Here is a 16,302-nt window from a genome sequence, read left to right as displayed (position 1 = left end):
TTTATGAGTAACGAGCACTTTTTCTATACTTTATTTACAGCTCTTCTTATAGCTTTCCCTATTTCCATACTAGACTGCGGATTTTGCCCTGTAATTAAACGCTCATCTACTACGACGTGCGGCGTAAAATTTGGAGCCACATAAAACAAAGCCCCTTCTTCTTTCAATTTATTTTCTAACAAAAACGGCACTCGCTTTTCTAAATGTACAGCTTTTTCCTCATCATTTGTATAACCTGTTATATGCTTACCCGCACTAAAAAACGAGCCGTCCTTATTTTTCACACCGACTAAAGAACTTACTCCGTGACAAACAGCCGCTACAATTCGGTTGTTGTTGTACATATTCACAATTAAATTTGCAACATATGGATTACCTGGAAAATCTACAATCGCCCCGTGTCCACCACCAAATAAAACCGCATCATAATCCGAAAAATGAACCGTTGAGATCGACTTCGTATTTTGCAATAAAGAAGCGACATGCTTAAATTCACGAGGTATCCCGTTCGGAATAGAAACTCTATCAATCGGCACTCTACCGCCCTGTATCGACACAATATCAACATCGAACTTAGCTTTTTTAAACAAGTTATAAGGAGCTGCGAGCTCTTCCAGCCACAAACCAGTCGGGTGTCCATTCATATCATGAGCGCTTGTTGAAACTAACAATATCCTTTTCAACATATCCCCTCCTTACTACCTATTTATGTATGGAGTGTTCTTATCATTCATATAGCAAGGGAAAAAACGATAACAATAAGCTGACCTTTTGTAAAAAGTGAGCTTATTGTTATCGTTTGAATTCTTTCATACAAAGATGTTCACAACTGTATAGCTTTTATCTCCAACGCCACGCAATTGTTGTATCCTCCATATGAATAGCAGGTATATCAATCCCTAAATACCGCTGAGCATCCTCATCAAAAATAGACCAATTTTCTTCATATAAAAATTCAGGGTCTATGCTTTCAAAATCAAATATACTATCTTCGTCTACCATCTCACGAAAATATTTTTGGAAAGGTTTACTATTCTCGAATAAACGAATTGTTCCATACATCCATGGCATGTCTCCAAAAACATCTTTAATTTCACCTATCTCCATATCCTTAAAATACAACTTCATATTTGCACCTTCTTATCCATGAATGACAAGGATACCTCATCATATTTTAAAATAGTTATTTTTAACATTTCTTTCTTAAACATATCTTCCCCCTCACAGTCTGAGATACCTTTTTTAAGCTCAAAATATAAACAGAAAAATAGCCGACTCTTTTACAAAAGTCGGCTTTCTTTTTATAACTCGAGCTCTCCCATACGAAGAAGCTCAACAACTGCTTGTGAACGTCCTTTAACCCCTAGCTTTTGCATTGCGTTTGAGATGTGGTTGCGAACTGTCTTTTCACTGATAAAAAGTTCACCTGCAATTTCCTTCGTTGTTTTATCTTGAACCAGTAATTCAAATACTTCTCTCTCTCTCTTTGTGAGTAAAGGTTTAGATTGATACGCTTTTTCCTTCAACTGGTATAACCCTCCTTGCTTAAGCCAGAGCTGTGTATGTGTAAGTTGGGTGTTTATTTAGTCAAGATATTGTATGAACGAAATGTGCGGGTGGTGAATGAAAATGGGCTTTATTTCACATGTTATTTTAGACTTTTATACAGTGCGTACACTCTTTGTATCCACTTATTTCCCGATGCGCCATATTTGTTCTAGCAATATACTTACAACAGTACCTACAAATAAACCATTCCCGAATATATATTGCATAACAGAAGGCAATGATTGTAGTGCTTCAGACGGTAAAAACATAACGCCGCTGCCAAATAATACTGCAACACCTAAAATTGTTACATTCCTTTCATTAAGCTCCACTTGTTTTATATTATTTAACCCAATTCCAATTAACTGTACGAAAGAAGCCATTAAAACCGCAGATGCAACAGCGGACGGTAAAGATGCTAAATAACGAATAATACTTGGAAACAGCGACATTACGACTAGTAACATACATGCTAGTAAGAACGAACGTATATTTTTTTGTTTCGTTAAACGTATAAATCCTGCCGTTGCCGGTAATGGCACGACACCTACAGTTGAAAATATGGAGGAAATGATGTGTGAAATCCCTCCAACCCACGTTCCATCCTTCAACTGTTTCTGTTCAATAGTCGCTTTTTGGATGGTAGCTTGATTAATTGCTATAATAGCTGCCACTGTATTCGAAACTAAAATACATACCATAACGAAACTCGATACTGCCATACCTGTATTCCATTTCGGAAGCCCCCAAGCAAATATTTGCGGAAGTTGCACAAAATGATTTACTTGAGATGGAATCGTAACTTTTCCTGCAATTAGAAAAAGAATCCACCCACTAATTAAACCTATTAAAACCGCGTAACTTTTGACAAAACCTTTTCCAAAATTAGATAGTATAATAACGAAAAGAAATATACTAAACGCAATTATCGCTGTAAATCCATCAATTTGAGAAGCAGTAGCAGTAATTCCTAACATCCCTTTTAGGAATACACCGCTTAATTGTAAGCATAATAAAAGTAAAAACGTCCCTGTCACAAGCGGCGTAAACAAAAATAAAATACGTCCGATAAAACCTGTTACGCCTAATCCTATTAAAATAACACCGGAAATTATCATTCCTAATTCTAAAATTTGCAACGTACTATGTAATTGATCTTGTCCGGCCGTTGCGTAAGCAAGTACGGTAAATACGCCAACCCAAGATCCAGCTGGTCCGTCCGCAATTGGGAGTCTATGTCCAAGCCACCCTTGTAAAAAAGAAGATATACCAACTACAAAAAACGTACGCTGCATTAAATAAAATATTTCTTCCGTCGTAAGATGAAATAATCCGCCAACGACAATTGGTAGTGCGATTGAATTTGCTAATAAAAATATAAACCATTGCAAAGTTCCCATAATATGATTTTGGTTATGTTGATTGTCCAAATTTTTCATCCCTTCCATATATTTCACACAGAAATACACGCTATACTATTACGTAGCTTTTCGAAACAACTCTTTTTGTCCTTTCGATTTCTTCCCGTATCCAAATGTTGCAGTGTAAACTCCACAAACGATAAAAACAGCTCCAATTATTTGAATGGCTGTTACACTTTTTTGCAATATAATATACCCTACCACCATCGTAACGAATGGTTCTAAATTTAAAAACATAGCTGCTGTTGATGCTTGCGCTTTTCTCAATTGATTATTCCAAACTAATGTGCAAATTCCATGCATAAGTATTGCCGTCACAATGAGAAGCGACCAACTCTCTATAGAGTATTTCAACGTTATGTGAGAAAAGGTAAAAGCAAGAAACGGTAGCATAATTAAAAAACCAAAAATTGAAGAAAAGAATGTAATAAAAAACATATCATCTCTATTCCCCAATTTCCGAATTAAAACGATAGATAAAGAAAAAGATAGCATCGTTATAAAAATCCATATTAACCCTTCTGAAAAGACGAACCTCTGCCCAACACCAATTACAAAAAACACTCCAAAAGTAGCAATCCCTCCCCCTATTACTAACTTAGCTGTTAACGGTTCGTTTAAAATAAATACTGCTAGAATAGAAGTCATAACAGGAGTAAGTGCTAATATTAGCGCAGCTGTTGTTGGATCTGCGGTTTGTAACCCTTCATAAAAAGACCATTGATTGATCGCGACACCTATGATTCCAATTAATAATACACTTTTCATTTCACTCTTTTCTATATATAAGTCTTTCTTACACATAATAGCGTATGCTAGAAAAAACAAATTAATAAATAGTAAGCGAAGTGTCGTTAACAACACCGGATGAAATGTATTTACTAAAATCGCACCAAATATAAAATTACTCCCCCAAACTACTACACATATAAACAGTAATATATATGTACGTGTCACCTATTCCCCTCCTTTTCTCGTAAAAAAGAAGGATTCCTATTCTTTCATTAGGAACCCTTGAAAAAAAATATATAAATTAGGGAGATACGTAAATTAAATCAATACTCCTTGAACATGTTGCAAGGAACCTGCTACTATTTTTCCGTCTCTCATTACAGCTGGTCGCTTTGCTCGTCTAGCAATCGCTTCTGCTGAACAAGTAGCTTGTAAGAAGACGAAATCAGCTTTATCTCCTACTTTAGGCCAAACTTGATTTCCTTCTTGATCCAATGGCGTTTTTCCACCTGTAATATACGCTAAAGAAGAAGCTAAAGACTTCTCATCAATCCAGCGATACTTTTCTGCTAAACGCCCTACTCTTTCAAAAATATCAGCATTTCCAAATGGTCCCCATGAATCAAACATACTATCGCAACCTAAAGAAACGGGAACACCCTTTTCTGTAAGTAATGGTACTGGCGGCATATTTCTGTTAATTGGTACTGTCGTAATAATAGACATTCCTCTTTCAGCTAATAAGTCTGCCATATCTGCTCCTTCTTCTTTAGATACATCCCCTAGGCTAAACGCATGACTGACTGCAACACGTCCGTCCCAACTAGCCTCCTCTGTATACTGAGCTAACTTTTTAATTGTATAAATACCTAAATGCCCTGCATCATGTAAATGCAAATCAACATCAGCATTTGCCTCTACAGCGATTTCCATCATATCAAAAAGTGATTTTTCAATATTATTATCTACAGTAGCTGGATCTACACCACCTACTAAAGTTGCGCCCATTTTCATCGCTTCTCTCATAAGAGAATGCGCTTCTGTACGAAGTAAACCATGCTGCGGGAATGCTACGATTTCATATGTAAACGCATCTTTCATATTCTCTAATGTTTGACGTACAGATTCTAAGTTTTTAAGACCGATATACGGATCAATATTTACATGCGTTCGAATATGAGTCGAACCAGCATTTAAAATGTTTCTTAGTAATAACTCTGCTCTCTCTCCAGTTGTTTGAGCTAAAATCGGTAACTCCTGCTGTTCTAACTCTAATCTCTCAATAATATTTTTTACTGGTGTACATGCTTCCCATGGACCACCAAGTTTTGTCTTATCCAAGTGAAAATGATTTTCCACAAACGACGGAAGCACAAGCAATTCTTTCGCATCTTTCGTTTCATATTCTGTTTGAAGCGGTACATCCGCAAGTACAATCTTTTCAATCTTTCCATCTTTTATAAGTAAATGATGCAAAGCTGTTTCTGTACCTGTAACTACTTCATTATTAAACTTGTAACCTGTTTCTAATCGTACATTCGTTAACCAATACGCATTTTGCATTTCCATCATCCTCTCAAACAAGATTATTTATAGCCGTTTTTTCCAAACTACCAGCAACAACATTTCCTTTATATAAAACCGCACAGCGCTCTGTTTGTCTTGCTACTACCTCGGCTGAACATGATGCTTCTGTAAAGACGATATTTGCTTCATCCCCAATTTTTGGCCATTGACGATTTCCTCGATCATCTAGTATAGATTTCCCACCCGTAATAAACTGAAGTGCTTTCCCTAAAGAGCGCTCATCAATCCATCTAAATCTCTCCGCTAGACAATTTGCCTTTTGCAACATATCTCCTGTCCCAAACGGAGACCAATGATCCGTTATACTATCGTTTCCTAGCGAAACTTTTACACCTTTACGATTTAATAACGGAACTGGAATTACATGTCTACTAATTGGAACTGTTGACGTTATATCAATACCTAATGCCGCAAGTCGTTCAGCCATTTCCCCCGCTTCTTCTACAGATACATCTCCAAGTCCAAGAGCATGACTAATCGTAACTCTTCCTTGCCACCCTGCTTCTTCTGTTAATGCAGCTAATCTCTTCATTGTAAATGTTCCGAGTTGATCCGCGTCATGTAAATGAATATCAATGTCTGAATCAAACTCTACTGCAATATCCATAATTGTATTCAATGATTTTTCAATATTACCATCTACTGTAGCTGGGTCTACTCCACCTACTAAATGAGCTCCCATACGCATAGCGTCTTTTACAAGCCCTACGGAATTACTTCGTAACAAACCGTGTTGCGGGAATGCTACAATTTTTGCTGATAACTTATCTTTATATGTTTCCAGTGCCGCAATCGTTGCTTCTAAATTCCCAAGACCAATTACAGGATCAATATTGCAATGTGTTCGAATATTTGTCGCTCCGTTTTCAAGAAGTAATTGCAACATTTTCTCCGCTCTACTCTTTGCAGTTTCTAATTGCTTCGGAAGAATAGTTTGCTCCTCATGAATACGAGTGAATATACTCTTTACTGGTGTACACGCTTTCCATGGTCCACCATAATACGTCTTATCAATATGGATATGCATTTCTTCAAATGCTGGTAATGCCAGTAAACCATTTGCATTTACTACTTCACCATCTTGCTCTGATACAATTCCAGGTAATATGTTCGTAATCTTTCCATCTTCAATAAATAAACTACAAATTTCCGTTTCTGTACTTGTAATTCGTGATTCCTCATATACGTACCCACATTCAAGTTTTACATTCGTTAACCAATATTGTGATTTCACACTCACTTTGTCAATCTCCCTTCGCAATATGATTTTTCTACTTACAAACGAAACAAAAACAGATAAAAATTTCTATCAGTGTAAAATCATTTTTACACTGATAGAATTTTCTATTTTACTGTAGCTCTACACCTTCCAGTCGCAAATACCCAGATGGATCAATCCAAAATCCTTTTATATTTTTCGTAGTTGCCGCAATATGATTAATCCCTCGAATTGGTACTAGTAAAGCATCTTTTAATTCAATCTCTTGTAACTGTTTGTATAATTCTTTTCTCTTCGTCTCATCTTTTTCTTTTCTAGCTTCTTCTATTAATTTATCTACTTCCGGATTACTATAGAAAAATTGGTTACCAGTTGCTCCGTGTGAACTAGAATGGAATAAATTATATTGATTATAGTCACCATCACCTGTTGCGTTTCCCCATCCTCCAACAAACATCGCATGTTCTGATTTATTCGTTGCAGCTAAAAACGCACCATATTCCATAACTTTAATTTCTACATCAACGCCAATCCCTTTTAATTGAGATTGAATTACTTCCACTAACGCCATTCTAACTTTGCTGTCGTTCGTCCAAATTGTTGTTTTAAATCCATTTGGATAACCAGCATCTGCTAATAATTTTTTCGCAGTATTAATGTCATACTTATATCCTTTTACGTCTTTCGTATAACCGAACACTTTAGGAGTCATTACGGAGTTTATTTCAGTCCCAACATTGTTATATACCCCTTTTAAAATCCCTTTCGTTTCAATTGCATGTGCAATCGCTTGACGAACGAGCGGATTGTCAAATGGCTTTTTCTCTACATTAAATCCAATATATTCTACACCTAAACCTTCATTTTCAATTAACTCCATGGATGGTGAATTTTTCACTCGCTCTACTTCAGTTACAGGTAAATTCTCTGCAATGTGAGCTTCACTAGTTTCGATCATTCCAATACGTGTTGCATCTTCTGGTACTACTTTGAATACAACTTCATCAACCTTTGCTTTCTCACCCCAATAATTTTTATTTTTTTCAAGTCGAATTTCTTCACCTGGTTTCCATGACTTAAAGGTATATGGACCTGTCCCAACTGGATGCTGCGCTAAGCCCTTCCCTTTTTCATCAATTGCTTTCGGACTTAAAATACTTCCTTCATTACTTGCGAAAATAGATAAAAGAGGTGAGTATGGGTATTTCAATATGAACTGTACTGTGTATTCATCAATTACTTTTATTTCTTGAATCATAGAATAAACAGTTGCTCGATTTGAACCTACTTTCGGGTCTAATACACGTTCAAAGTTTTTCTTTACTGCCTCAGCATTAAATGGTGCACCATCTTGGAATGTTACGCCTTGTTGCAACTTAAATTCCCAATTTAAATCATCAATCTGTTTCCATTCCTTTGCTAACATCGGCTTAAAATCCATGTTTTTATCTCGTTGTACAAGATTTTCATACACTTTATGGTACACAACACTTGCGGAAGGGATGTTTGTAATAAAATGTGGATCTAAATTATCAGCATCTGACAGTCTAGCAATTGTTAAAACGCCGCCTTCTTTTGTCCCTTTGCTTCCTGATCCTTCATTTCCTGTTTTCGCATTAGATGAACACCCCGCTAGAAAAACTGAAAGACATAAAATTGCGATAAAACAACTCACAAGTCCCCTTTTGAATCTCATCGCCCTTCCCCCTCCACTTTCTTTTATCTCTACATTCTAAAGTGAAACTTTAAGTCTAGCTTTCTATCCCCCTACTTTCTAATAGCAGATCACTTCACCACCCTCTCTTTTTCAAGTTTGTCTATGTATTTGTAATTATAAATAACTTTGTGGAAAAAGTTTTTAAACATCTTTACTTCTATTTGCACTTTCTTTACTATTTGAATTTTCTGAATTATTTTAAAACATCTTTACTTCTATTTGCATTTTCTTTACTTATTGTTTTAAACTCGTTGACTCGTTTTAATTTTCTGATAATTTATTCATAAAGAAAGGGAGGTATGAAAAATGGAAGTTCGTCTTTCTAAAGAAGAAAACACTTCTTTACAAACGATTCAAACGAAGAACACATCGAAATGGATTATGAGCTATCGAAAACTGAAAAGAAATAAAATGGCATTTATCGGAGGTATTATCGTTCTTTTCTATATTGTTATAGCTATATTTGCCCCATTGTTAGCACCCTATAATCCATTTGACATTCAGTTAGTCAACAAATTACAACCACCATCTATGGAACATTGGATGGGGACAGATGATAAAGGTAGAGATATTTTAAGCCGCCTTTTACACGGGACACGACTTTCATTACTTGTTGGATTTTCTTCTGTATTTATAGGAGCATTGTTCGGCATTATTCTCGGTATCATTTCTGGTTATTACGGTGGATGGTTTGACACGGTTATTATGCGAATCATCGATATCATGCTAGCTTTCCCTGGTATTTTACTTGCTCTTGCTATTGTAGGCGCACTAGGACCAAGTCTTGTGAACGTAATTATCGCTATTGGCTTTTTCTCAATCCCTATGTTCGCTCGTATCGTTAGAGCTTCTACATTAACAGTAAAAAAATTAGAGTATATCGATGCTATAAGAGCACTAGGGGCAAATGACTTTACTATTATTATGAAACACATATTCCCTAACATCTTATCACCTATTATTGTCCAAGCCACTTTACGCTTAGCTACAGCAATTTTATCTGCAGCTGGATTATCATTTTTAGGACTTGGAGCGCAACCACCTTCACCTGAATGGGGTGCCATGTTAAGTAATGGACGCGACTTTTTATTTACCGCACCACATATTGCAATGTTTCCTGGAATTGCAATGTCTACACTCGTAATCGGTTTAAACATGTTTGGTGATGGATTACGTGATGCACTAGATCCGAGACTTAAAAAATAGAAAGGGGCATTATATATGCTAATGTTTATATTTCGTAGAATACTACAATTAATTCCCGTTCTTTTCGGCGTTGTATTCGTTGTTTTCTTAATTATGCAAATGGTACCGGGTGACCCAGCTCTCCTTATCGCTGGTGAAGGAGCATCTAAAGAAACTGTCGAGCAAATACGTCACCAATTAGGGTTGGACAAACCTTTTATCATGCAATATTTCTCTTATATCGGAAATATATTGCAAGGTGATTTCGGAGTTTCGATTCGTTCTAATCGCCCAGTGTTAGACGAAGTATTAATCCGCCTTCCAATCACTATTGAACTCGCACTATGTAGTATCGTCATTACAGTTGTAATCGGGATGATCGCTGGCATCATCTCTGCTACAAAACAATATTCTTGGACAGATGTTTCTATTATGATTATCGCTTTATTAGGTGTCTCATTACCAAGCTTTTGGTTTGGACTTATGCTCATTTTCTACTTCTCTGTCCAAATTCAAATATTCCCCGTTTCTGGTTGGGGAACTTGGATGCACATGGTTTTACCAGCACTTACACTAGGTGCATCTGGCGCAGCAATTGTAGCACGTATGACTCGCTCAAGTATGCTTGATGTCATACGCCAAGATTATATACGAACAGCAAGAGCAAAAGGGGTAAAAGAAAGAGTCGTTATATATAAACATGCTTTGAGGAACGCATTAATTCCCGTTATTACTGTTGTTGGATTGCAATTTGGTGCACTTTTAGGCGGTACAGTTTTAGTAGAATCAGTTTTTGCTATAAATGGACTTGGAAGATTGATTGTAGACGCTATCCGAATGAGAGACTTACCGATGTTACAAGGAGGCGTATTAATTGCCTCAGTCATCTTCGTTCTAGTCAATCTTATTGTTGATATTTTATACCGTTATTTCAATAAACGTATTGAGCTTAATTAAGGGGGTGCACAAACATGAATAAAAAGGAAGAGGTATTACAAGTTAAAGATTTAAAAACACATTTCTTTACAGACGAAGGTGTAAGTAAAGCGGTTGATGGTTTAAATTTCTCTGTCTCTAAAGGAGAAACACTCGGCATCGTAGGTGAATCTGGGTGCGGAAAGAGCATCACTTCCCTATCTATTATGAGGTTAATTGACCGCGAAAGCGGCAGTAAAGTTGAAGGTAACATTTTATTTAAAGGAAAAGATTTATTACAACAAAACGAATCTGAAATGCGTGCAATTCGCGGAAATCAAATCTCAATGATTTTCCAAGAACCAATGACATCTTTGAATCCAGTATATTCTGTTGGGGAACAGATCGCAGAAGCAATTCGTATCCATCAAAAATTAAGTAAAAAAGAAGCCTGGAATAAAGCCGTCGATATGTTGAAACTAGTTGGGATTCCTTCACCTGAAAAACGCGCAAAACAAGAGCCGCATGAACTAAGCGGAGGAATGCGACAACGCATTATGATTGCAATGGCACTTGCTTGCAATCCAGATTTACTCATTGCAGACGAACCAACAACTGCTCTTGATGTAACAATTCAAGCTCAAATATTATCACTTATGAAATCACTTCAAAAGCAACTCGGTATGGGGATTATTATGATCACCCATGATTTAGGCGTCGTGTCAGAAACATGCGATAGAGTCGCCGTTATGTATGCTGGAAAAATCGTCGAATATGCAGATATCGAGCATATATTTACTAGTCCAAAACACCCTTATACAATCGGACTTCTTCAATCTCTTCCAAGTCTCGATACAGACCAAGAAGAATTACAAACGATTCCTGGGTCCGTACCGAGTCCATACCATATGCCGAGTGGATGTCGCTTCGCTGATAGATGCACACATGCAAAAGAACTATGTCACAATACTCTTCCAGAACTTCAACTCACGCAAGATGGAAGTGAAGTTCGATGCTGGATGTTCACTGACCTTTGGGATAAATCATCTTCAGAAAAATTGGAGGTATTATAAAATGTCTACTACTACGCAAATAAATAAACGAGATTTATTACAAGTGCAAAATTTAAAACAATACTTCCCTATAAAAAAAGGAATTCTAGGACGCTCTATTAGCTATATTAAAGCGGTTGACGATATTAGTTTTACAGTTTATGAAAAGGAGACTGTTAGTATTGTTGGTGAATCTGGGTGCGGAAAGTCCACCACTGGGCGTGCAATATTGCGCCTTGATGAAGCGACAAGTGGAAAAATTATATTTCAAGATAAAGATTTACTAGCATTAAATAACTCAGCAATGCGAAAGGTTCGAAAAGATTTACAAGTTATTTTTCAAGATCCCTTCGCTTCTTTAAACCCTCGGCAAACTGTAGGAAGCATTTTAGAAGAAGCTATGTCCATTCAAAACGTATGTCCAAAAGGGGAAAGAAAAGCAAAAGTAATTGAGTTACTCGGGAAAGTTGGTCTTCCACCTGATGCAGTGAAGCGCTATCCACATGAATTTAGTGGTGGTCAACGGCAAAGAATTGGAATCGCGCGTGCTTTAGCTGTGAATCCAAAACTCATCATTTGTGACGAAGCTGTCTCCGCCTTAGATGTTTCAGTGCAAGCACAAGTTTTAAATTTATTAAAGCAGTTGCAACAACAATATGGTTTAACGTACTTATTCATCTCTCATGACTTAGCTGTCGTTCGTCACATATCAGATCGCATCATTGTAATGTACCTTGGTACCATCGTGGAGATTGCCGATAAACATTCTCTTTTTAACAATCCGCAACACCCTTACACAAAAGCGCTTCTCTCAGCAATTCCTACCATTAGTGCAGGAACGAAAAAAGAGCGTATTGAACTTAAAGGAGACCTCCCCTCTCCTTTAAATCCGCCAACAGGCTGTCGATTTCATACTCGTTGTCCGTATGCTATTGAAAAATGCGCTACGCAACAACCAAGTTTTCAATCTATAAGTAAAGATCATAAAGTAGCCTGTCATATTATTTAATGCGAGTCTGAATAATAGAAATATTTACAACGCTTTAGTATAATAATAAAAAACAAGATTGAGGTATGTATGTTAACTTATGAAGCATTTGCTGTATTAATAACTATACTTGTCTTAGCTCCAATTTTTGGAGCTATTATTTTATTATGTTTATTTATTTTTGAAAAACGAATCGACTTACTAGAAAGTGAGAAGAAAAAAATAGCACTAGAAAGAGAGTTGCAACAGTCTTTATATCATCAACTCACTCAACAAATTCAGCCTCATTTTTTATTCAATACATTAAATACAATTTTAAGCTTAGCCCGTTTGCAAAGAACAGATGAAGTTGTCCGATCGCTCGAGATCTTTTCTCTATTTTTAAAAGGAAAATATAAAACAACAGATTTGTTAATTCCTATTTCTGAAGAACTAGCGTATACAAATTATTATATTGAGATTCAAAAAATGCGGTTTCGCTCGAGGCTTTCAGTAAGCATTAATTCTTCTGAAGATTTACACAATGCCCATATTCCACCTTTCGTTATTCAAACGTTAGTGGAGAATTCCTTTAAACATGGTCTTGAAAAAAAAGCTGGTCAAGCAATTTTAAATATTCATTTATACAATACAAATAACCGAATTACACTTCTAGTATCCGACAACGGTACTCAAAATGAACCATTTACTTCCCATACAGAAGAAAGCGGATACGGACTTGAGAATATAAAACAACGATTTCAACTATTCTTTCAAGAACAAACTACGTTCTCTTTCCTCTCTACAAAAGAGAACGGCACAACAGTAGAAATAACATGGCCTTTCATCACAGAAAAAAACACAGAGGAGGTAATACAAAAATGAATGTGCTATTAGTAGATGACGAGCCGCTAGAACTGGAGCAATTAGAGTTTCTCATTCACCGCCAGTTTCCTAATTGGACATTACATCTAGCTTTAGATGCAGCTGAAGCTTTAAGTATAAATGAAAAATTCTCAATTCATTTAGCACTTTTAGATATTCACCTTCCAGGCATATCCGGCCTACAACTAGGTGAAAAATTAAAAAATAATAACGCTAACCTCGACATCATTATCGTAACCGCATATCAAAATTTCGACTATGCAAAACAATCTATTCGTCTAGGCGTTATTGACTACATAACAAAACCAATTATAGAAAAAGAACTCATCGATGTATTGCAAAAATACAAAGGAGATTCCAATATTATTTCTTACTCACGTATTATTCAAGATACATTAGTCATCATTCATGAGACTTTTTCTGACAAACTACACTTAGCAGACATCGCGGCTAAAGTACATACAAACCCAACTTACTTAAGCCGAAGATTCCATGAAGAAGTAGGGGTTTCATTTTCCGGGTATATCATGCAATATCGTATTGAAATGTCACAGAAATATTTAACGGAACACCCACATTGGTGCATCTCTCAAATTTCTGAACGATCTGGTTTTAATAGCCAGCATTATTTCAGTACTGTTTTTCGTAAAATGACTGGAATGACTCCGAAAGAATATAGAGGCGAGGGATAAATTGTGACAAAAAACAACACAGTTTTCACATCTTTACAATTAGGTATCGGAACTGGCACTGTTCTTTTATTATCTAAATGGGTCGCAAGTATATCAACACTCGCTTTACCTGAATCTATCATTAATTATGGGTTACTTGCTGGAATTCTTTATGCTATGATTGGTCCTTTCACTCTTATTTTATTAGGAATTTTAATAAAAAAAATACGTTCTACCTTCCCAAAAGGAGAATCCATTCACGATTACTTATCTTATAAACTTTCTCACAAAGGATATATAATTGTATGCTCTTTCCTCGTTCTATTAAGTATAGAAAGTATGTTCATTCAAACGAAAGTTGCTAGTATTTTACTTAATGTTTTTTTCCATATTCCATATACATTGGGTTCTTTCCTTTTCATTACCCTTTGTACAATATTCGTAATGTTAAGTAACGCCAAGCAATTTACTAAAATGGCTATTATGCAAACTGTATTAATGTTTTCTACCATGATCATTATTCCAATTTATTTTTTTGTACAAGATGGAATTACTCATGTATACGATGGGATTCGCTTATATCACCCTTATTTGCTATTTTATGAAAATATAAACGGAATATATTTTCTTTCTGCCGGCATCCTAATCGAAACGGGAAGAGTATTAATCAGCCCTGCATCTTGGGATAAAGCTTTCCGTATTCACCCTAAAAAAATCATTCCAACTTTTTTACTATCAGGGTTTATATGGATTACCATCCCTTTGGCGTTCGCTTCTCTAATTATGATAGTTATCTTTAGTGGGAGTTTAGATCATTTATATGATCTCCTAGCTCAACTTCCAAAAAAAATAGAATTTACTATTTTATTTTACTTACTCGTTATCGGCTCTTTAAGTGCAATAGCTTCTAGCTTTATTTCTTGGATGCATGGATTTACAAAACTCATTCAAGACGTTATACCGATGATACGTACAAAAATGAATCCAAAATTACATGCAACTCATTTTATTGCTATAGCTATCGGTTTTTTAGCTTTTTTCATTACAATCACTACAAACTATACAATTTTAGAAATTATTTTTTTCTTTGGTATTTTTTATACCTCTCTTATCATCACAATATTATTCATCATTTTCAGCAAACAAAAAATCAGCATCATTATACCGCTCATCTCGATTATTGGTGCCCTTACTGGTTATGCAGTTTACTTCTTAATCGACCCTTTAACAAGCATTTGGGCTAGTATAACTGTTACTCTTTCACTAAGTATTTTTTATACGTTTTCACATTGGATACACCAACAATCCAAATATAAAATGAAACTATAGTATGGGGCCCTTTTGGTAGTTTAAATTTTGCTACCTAAGGCCTTTTTACTTTTATCGCAAACTATTGTACTGCGCTATAAATTAAATTCATTATTTATGTAGCCTCACATTTACATTGTAAAATACGGTTCACTTTATAAAAAAATGTCATACAACCTCATAGTCTTCTCATAAATTTCCATATAGAATAGAAGTATATAGTTTGCTATAAAAAGGAGTTGATCGTAATATGTCAAAAAAATTATATAAATCCGAAACTGATAAAATGTTATTTGGTGTATGTGGTGGTTTAGGAGAATATTTTGATATTAGCTCTACTCTTATTCGCATACTTTGGGTTATTGCTATTTTATGTTTTGGGACTGGTTTTTTAGTTTATTTCATTTGTTTATTACTTATGCCGCGTTCGTACTAGTGACATTATGCATATACTTAATGGAAATATAAAAAATCACCTATAGCATTCTATAGGTGATTTTTTCACGAAGAATATTTCATCGTTAAATGTAATACTGCCACTTCATCTTCTTCATTCTTATAACTATGTTTCTTATTCGCTTCAAATTGAATGGAGTCAAACTCATTTAATTCGTATACATCGCTTTCTACTTGAATCAATACTTTTCCTTTCATTACCGTTACAAGCTCAATAGCACCTTCATGATGAGCTTCTGGTTCATATATACTATTCGCCCTTAAACAAGCACGGTGCATTTCCATCCCCGTTTCTTTCGTATAACGGAACATCGTTTCTAGATGCCATGCTTGTCCTACATCTACTGCAAATCCTTCTCCGCAGCGCGCAACCGCTACAGGTTCTCCAACAACCATCAATCTCGATAAGGGAATCGATAACCCTTTCGTTATTTTCCAAATGACAGCTAACGTCGGATTCGTTTCGCCTCTTTCAATCTTTCCTAATGTTAATTTACTAACCCCTGTTTTTTGAGCTAATTCTTCTAAACTTAATTTTTGTTCATTTCGAATTTGTCTTAATAACTGACCTACTTGCTGAATGACTTCTTTCGTTTGCATATCTTCATATTCTTTCATCTATAAAACCACCTTAAAATA

General features: G+C 35.7%; 17 protein-coding genes. 8 read left to right on the top strand and 9 right to left on the bottom strand.

All coding sequences use genetic code 11. The annotated features are described in order from the left end of the window. Positions 1–23: 23 nt before the first annotated feature. The 8 genes from AC0L0O_RS02135 to AC0L0O_RS02100 form a co-directional block, all read right to left on the bottom strand. The gene (locus tag AC0L0O_RS02135) at positions 24–686 is read right to left on the bottom strand and encodes a type 1 glutamine amidotransferase domain-containing protein (protein WP_000919614.1); all 663 of its coding nucleotides are present in this window, start codon (positions 684–686) and stop codon (positions 24–26) included. Positions 687–840: 154 nt separating this feature from the next. Further along, the gene (locus AC0L0O_RS02130) at positions 841–1,128 is read right to left on the bottom strand and encodes a hypothetical protein (protein WP_000780754.1); all 288 of its coding nucleotides are present in this window, start codon (positions 1,126–1,128) and stop codon (positions 841–843) included. A 173-nt stretch (positions 1,129–1,301) separates the two neighbouring features. Next, positions 1,302–1,526, bottom strand: coding sequence for a spore germination transcription factor GerE (gene gerE, locus AC0L0O_RS02125; protein ID WP_000659484.1), 225 nt, complete (start codon positions 1,524–1,526; stop codon positions 1,302–1,304). Positions 1,527–1,691: 165 nt separating this feature from the next. Then, positions 1,692–2,996, bottom strand: coding sequence for a purine/pyrimidine permease (locus AC0L0O_RS02120; RefSeq protein WP_001983757.1), 1,305 nt, complete (start codon positions 2,994–2,996; stop codon positions 1,692–1,694). Positions 2,997–3,026: 30 nt separating this feature from the next. Further along, the gene (locus AC0L0O_RS02115; RefSeq protein WP_000198917.1) at positions 3,027–3,926 is read right to left on the bottom strand and encodes a DMT family transporter; all 900 of its coding nucleotides are present in this window, start codon (positions 3,924–3,926) and stop codon (positions 3,027–3,029) included. Between the two features lie 93 nt (positions 3,927–4,019). After that, the gene (locus tag AC0L0O_RS02110; protein ID WP_001178579.1) at positions 4,020–5,264 is read right to left on the bottom strand and encodes an amidohydrolase family protein; all 1,245 of its coding nucleotides are present in this window, start codon (positions 5,262–5,264) and stop codon (positions 4,020–4,022) included. Between the two features lie 13 nt (positions 5,265–5,277). After that, positions 5,278–6,528 (bottom strand): amidohydrolase family protein, encoded by a 1,251-nt coding sequence (locus AC0L0O_RS02105; protein ID WP_000114209.1) that lies wholly within the window; start codon positions 6,526–6,528, stop codon positions 5,278–5,280. Between the two features lie 109 nt (positions 6,529–6,637). After that, the gene (locus AC0L0O_RS02100; protein WP_001211308.1) at positions 6,638–8,203 is read right to left on the bottom strand and encodes a glutathione ABC transporter substrate-binding protein; all 1,566 of its coding nucleotides are present in this window, start codon (positions 8,201–8,203) and stop codon (positions 6,638–6,640) included. Positions 8,204–8,530: 327 nt separating this feature from the next. Here AC0L0O_RS02100 and nikC point away from each other — a divergent pair, with 327 nt between their 5' ends. The 8 genes from nikC (at position 8,531) to AC0L0O_RS02060 (ending at position 15,643) form a co-directional block, all read left to right on the top strand. Then, positions 8,531–9,430, top strand: coding sequence for a nickel transporter permease (nikC, locus tag AC0L0O_RS02095; RefSeq protein ID WP_000453817.1), 900 nt, complete (start codon positions 8,531–8,533; stop codon positions 9,428–9,430). Between the two features lie 15 nt (positions 9,431–9,445). Further along, positions 9,446–10,366 (top strand): nickel ABC transporter permease, encoded by a 921-nt coding sequence (gene nikB / locus AC0L0O_RS02090; protein ID WP_000928488.1) that lies wholly within the window; start codon positions 9,446–9,448, stop codon positions 10,364–10,366. A gap of 14 nt (positions 10,367–10,380) precedes the next feature. Continuing rightward, a complete protein-coding gene (locus AC0L0O_RS02085; protein ID WP_001034325.1) occupies positions 10,381–11,397 on the top strand; it encodes an ABC transporter ATP-binding protein in 1,017 nt (338 codons plus the stop codon). A gap of 1 nt (position 11,398) precedes the next feature. Further along, a complete protein-coding gene (locus AC0L0O_RS02080) occupies positions 11,399–12,385 on the top strand; it encodes an ABC transporter ATP-binding protein (RefSeq protein WP_000108441.1) in 987 nt (328 codons plus the stop codon). A 69-nt stretch (positions 12,386–12,454) separates the two neighbouring features. Beyond that, positions 12,455–13,228, top strand: coding sequence for a sensor histidine kinase (locus AC0L0O_RS02075; protein WP_000958971.1), 774 nt, complete (start codon positions 12,455–12,457; stop codon positions 13,226–13,228). Continuing rightward, positions 13,225–13,920, top strand: a complete 696-nt coding sequence (locus tag AC0L0O_RS02070) for a response regulator transcription factor (RefSeq protein ID WP_428888966.1) — start codon at positions 13,225–13,227, stop codon at positions 13,918–13,920. The genes AC0L0O_RS02075 and AC0L0O_RS02070 overlap by 4 nt, the downstream gene beginning before the upstream one ends. A gap of 3 nt (positions 13,921–13,923) precedes the next feature. Further along, on the top strand, positions 13,924–15,228 hold the full coding sequence (locus AC0L0O_RS02065; RefSeq protein WP_001983634.1) for an SLC5/6 family protein: 1,305 nt from the start codon (positions 13,924–13,926) through the stop codon (positions 15,226–15,228). Positions 15,229–15,457: 229 nt separating this feature from the next. Further along, positions 15,458–15,643, top strand: a complete 186-nt coding sequence (locus AC0L0O_RS02060) for a PspC domain-containing protein (RefSeq protein ID WP_000038792.1) — start codon at positions 15,458–15,460, stop codon at positions 15,641–15,643. Positions 15,644–15,708: 65 nt separating this feature from the next. On the opposite strand, the gene AC0L0O_RS02055 is transcribed toward AC0L0O_RS02060, so the two are convergent. Further along, positions 15,709–16,281 carry a helix-turn-helix domain-containing protein gene (locus tag AC0L0O_RS02055; protein ID WP_001983701.1) on the bottom strand — a complete coding sequence of 191 codons (573 nt, stop codon included), beginning with the start codon at positions 16,279–16,281 and terminating at the stop codon, positions 15,709–15,711. Between the last annotated feature and the right edge of the window lie 21 nt (positions 16,282–16,302).

It is taken from the genome of Bacillus sp. GS3m_15504 (genome assembly GCF_055825275.1).
This window is presented reverse-complemented; position numbering and strand designations above follow the sequence as displayed.

Bases quoted from the DNA above. Each gene is read 5' to 3' on its own strand.
- AC0L0O_RS02100 (WP_001211308.1), bottom strand. From the start codon at position 8,203: ATGAGATTCAAAAGGGGACTTGTGAGTTGTTTTATCGCAATTTTATGT.
- AC0L0O_RS02130 (WP_000780754.1), bottom strand. From the start codon at position 1,128: ATGAAGTTGTATTTTAAGGATATGGAGATAGGTGAAATTAAAGATGTT.
- AC0L0O_RS02070 (WP_428888966.1), top strand. From the start codon at position 13,225: ATGAATGTGCTATTAGTAGATGACGAGCCGCTAGAACTGGAGCAATTA.
- AC0L0O_RS02075 (WP_000958971.1), top strand. From the start codon at position 12,455: ATGTTAACTTATGAAGCATTTGCTGTATTAATAACTATACTTGTCTTA.
- AC0L0O_RS02135 (WP_000919614.1), bottom strand. From the start codon at position 686: ATGTTGAAAAGGATATTGTTAGTTTCAACAAGCGCTCATGATATGAAT.
- nikC (WP_000453817.1), top strand. From the start codon at position 8,531: ATGGAAGTTCGTCTTTCTAAAGAAGAAAACACTTCTTTACAAACGATT.
- nikB (WP_000928488.1), top strand. From the start codon at position 9,446: ATGCTAATGTTTATATTTCGTAGAATACTACAATTAATTCCCGTTCTT.
- AC0L0O_RS02080 (WP_000108441.1), top strand. From the start codon at position 11,399: ATGTCTACTACTACGCAAATAAATAAACGAGATTTATTACAAGTGCAA.
- AC0L0O_RS02120 (WP_001983757.1), bottom strand. From the start codon at position 2,996: ATGGAAGGGATGAAAAATTTGGACAATCAACATAACCAAAATCATATT.
- AC0L0O_RS02110 (WP_001178579.1), bottom strand. From the start codon at position 5,264: ATGCAAAATGCGTATTGGTTAACGAATGTACGATTAGAAACAGGTTAC.
- AC0L0O_RS02060 (WP_000038792.1), top strand. From the start codon at position 15,458: ATGTCAAAAAAATTATATAAATCCGAAACTGATAAAATGTTATTTGGT.
- AC0L0O_RS02085 (WP_001034325.1), top strand. From the start codon at position 10,381: ATGAATAAAAAGGAAGAGGTATTACAAGTTAAAGATTTAAAAACACAT.
- AC0L0O_RS02055 (WP_001983701.1), bottom strand. From the start codon at position 16,281: ATGAAAGAATATGAAGATATGCAAACGAAAGAAGTCATTCAGCAAGTA.